This is a genomic window from Desulfofundulus thermosubterraneus DSM 16057 (assembly GCF_900142025.1).
Taxonomy (GTDB): Bacteria; Bacillota; Desulfotomaculia; order Desulfotomaculales; family Desulfovirgulaceae; genus Desulfofundulus; species Desulfofundulus thermosubterraneus.
Map to the genome: position 1 here is coordinate 1 of NZ_FQZM01000084.1, position 2,693 is coordinate 2,693.

Sequence of the window (2,693 nt, forward strand, 5' to 3'; positions counted from 1 at the left end):
CTGCGCGACTCTTTAGCACTCAAAAAGATTTCTCCTCCCATAGTGACATTTTCTCAGTCCGCTTACAGGGTGACAATATCATAGTCCGGTGACACCAACAACACCTAACCCCTTGACATTGGTTTGAGGATACAGTAAAATTAATAATGCCAGTAGGTAATGTCGGGGCGTAGCTCAGTTTGGCTAGAGCGCTACCTTGGGGTGGTAGAGGTCGCACGTTCGAGTCGTGTCGCTCCGACCAAAGAAAAGCCCGCATGGCCGCATAAAGAAGGCTTTGTGGGCTTTTAATTTTTAGTAAGGCCGGGCGGAGGTCCGGATGGATTGATCGCCGCAGGGAAGTTGGATATTGCTCCCTTGCGGCTTTTTTCTGCATACCACATAACCATGACATACGCTTTTTTCTACATAAATTATCTGCGTTCGCTACCTTCCCCTCAATTTTTCACTAGAACCTGCCGAAACAACTCTTGGAGTCTTCTAATTGTGCTAACCAAAAAATGCAGATAAAAGGAAGGGGAGTGCCATTCGTGATCTTGCCTGGATTCAAAAGTAAAATAGCATGCCAGAAAAAAATAGCATCAGCTCCTGCTGTAATACCGGAAGAATCACCTCCGGGCCCCCAAGAAACAAGGACTGTTGACCGACCAGAACAAACAGAACGTGACCTGCTGAACTGTGCCCTAGACCTGGCTCCTTTTATCAAGGGGCTGCTGGGTGAAGAAGCGGGTATATACCTTTCGGACCTGGAACGGTACATTTATTGCGACCCGGGACGTGTAGGTCTTTCTCTAAAAGCGGGGGACATTGTCAAAGAAGGCAGCGTAACGGCCCTGGCCCTGCGTACCGGCCAAAGACAAGCCAGACGGGTGGGAAAAGAGGTCTACGGTATACCATATATTGGTATTTCTTATCCCATTACCGACGCTAAGACGGGTAAAATAGTCGGAACTTTGGGCATGACCACCCCCATTACCCGCCAGGAAAATCTAATCGCATTGTCGGAGGAAATGGATAACCAGATCAACACCATTGCCATGGCCACCTCCAACCTTTCTGCCACTTCGGAAGAACTGGCGGCAACCACGGAAAACCTGAACAACAACGCCCAGAAGATCAGGAATGAAATTAAGAAAACCGATGGCATTGTAGCCCTCATCGAAGAAATCGCCGAGCAGACTCACTTACTGGGCTTGAACGCGGCCATTGAGGCGGCCCGGGTCGGTGACGCCGGGCGGGGTTTCAATGTGGTAGCCGGGGAAATACGCAAACTATCCCAGGATACCCAACGTTCAGTTAAAGAAATCATGCAGACCTTGCATGACGTACAGCAATCCATTATAGACCTGACTAACTCAATTGAACAGATGTCTGCTGCAGCCCAACAGCAGGCTGCCTCGTCCCAGGAAATTAATGCTTCTGTAAACGAACTGGCTGCAGTAGCCGGGCAACTGAAAAAACTGGCCGATGAACTGGTTGTTTAGGTGATTGTGAGTTTGCCTTAAAAGGCTGGAAATAAAATCTCTTCCCCAAAAGGCAACTTGCTAAGGTAAAGATGCATTAGGCCGAGTACCAAGTACTTGAGGGTGGTCTCCGAGGCTGGTGGCCTGTTCCGGGAAATTGCCCGCCAAATCAAAGAACTGGCAGGAAAGGTGCATGACGCCGCTGCCGGCACCGAACAAATCAGTACCAGTGTGGAAAATATTGCCGCCGCCAGCGAAGAACAAACGGCCACGGTTGAAGAACTCAGTGCGGCTGCAGCCAGCCTTAGCCAGCTGGCGGAATCTTTACGGCTTTAGCGGGTCGCTACCGGTTCCAATAACGGGAATGAATACCTCTTTTGGGTTCACTAGAGCCGCTCATATTACCAGGGAAGAAGGAAAAAAAGTGAAAAGAACATGGAAAGGGAAAAAGGAAAGGAAAGAAACAACCAAAGAATTTTTACAAAACTGCTGGGATTACAAAAATGCCCCGAGGAAAAGAAAAGAGCTTGCCCGGCTTATATTGAAAAGAGGGGCCGGGACTGTTGGCTGGTGGATCACACCCTGTGTGACACAGAAGGCCAGAGTTCCGCGGCGGAAAAGATAAACCTTTGCCGCCGCTGTGATTTTTACCGCCGTGCAAACCGCCAGGGCATACAAATCGGTGGCAAATTACTAATGGGTTTCGGGCTGGTATTGCTGCTTACCCTGGCCCTGGGCCTTTTGTCCCTGGCCCAACTAAATGCCATCAATGAATCCTATACCGATTTAATGGAACATAAAGCAGCAAACATGAGCAAAGTCCAGGGTATCCTTATCCGGTATGAGAAAACGGCCCTGGATTTACGGGGCTACATGCTCACCGGAAATCCCAGTTATCTCAATGCCTACTTGGTGGAAACCAAGCGCCTGCAAAGGGACATTTCCGAACTGGCTAAACACCTGCAAAGCAACGACGAGCGCTCGTTGCACATGGCCCTTCAAGCAGCCCACGCCGATTCTGAAAAATATGCCCAGACGGTCATCCGGTTCAGGCAAAATAACCAAATGGAAGAATTAACCCAGTATCTCCAAACCAGCGGGGATATAATCAACGCAGTTATCTACGCCGGCCAGGCCCTAGTGGATGAAGAACAACGGCTTTTGAACTTGGGAAAATAAAAAAACCGCCCTTCGGGCGGTTCTTCCTCTTCTAGAAAATGTCTTCTAAACTGT

General features: G+C 49.2%; 3 protein-coding genes and 1 tRNA gene. All 4 read left to right on the forward strand.

Annotated features, from left to right (window positions below; genetic code table 11):
• Window positions 1–163: 163 nt before the first annotated feature.
• The 4 genes from BUA65_RS17390 to BUA65_RS17405 all read left to right on the forward strand — a co-directional run bounded on the left by BUA65_RS17390 (window position 164) and on the right by BUA65_RS17405 (window position 2,639).
• A tRNA-Pro gene (locus tag BUA65_RS17390) sits at window positions 164–241 on the forward strand.
• A 286-nt stretch (window positions 242–527) separates the two neighbouring features.
• Window positions 528–1,481, forward strand: a complete 954-nt coding sequence (locus tag BUA65_RS19060) for a methyl-accepting chemotaxis protein (protein WP_084062695.1) — start codon at window positions 528–530, stop codon at window positions 1,479–1,481.
• A gap of 96 nt (window positions 1,482–1,577) precedes the next feature.
• Window positions 1,578–1,796, forward strand: coding sequence for a hypothetical protein (locus tag BUA65_RS17400; protein ID WP_072871649.1), 219 nt, complete (start codon window positions 1,578–1,580; stop codon window positions 1,794–1,796).
• 99 nt (window positions 1,797–1,895) lie between these two features.
• Window positions 1,896–2,639: a CHASE3 domain-containing protein gene (locus tag BUA65_RS17405; protein WP_072871651.1), complete on the forward strand. Its 744-nt coding sequence runs from the start codon at window positions 1,896–1,898 to the stop codon at window positions 2,637–2,639.
• The last annotated feature ends 54 nt before the right edge of the window (window positions 2,640–2,693 follow it).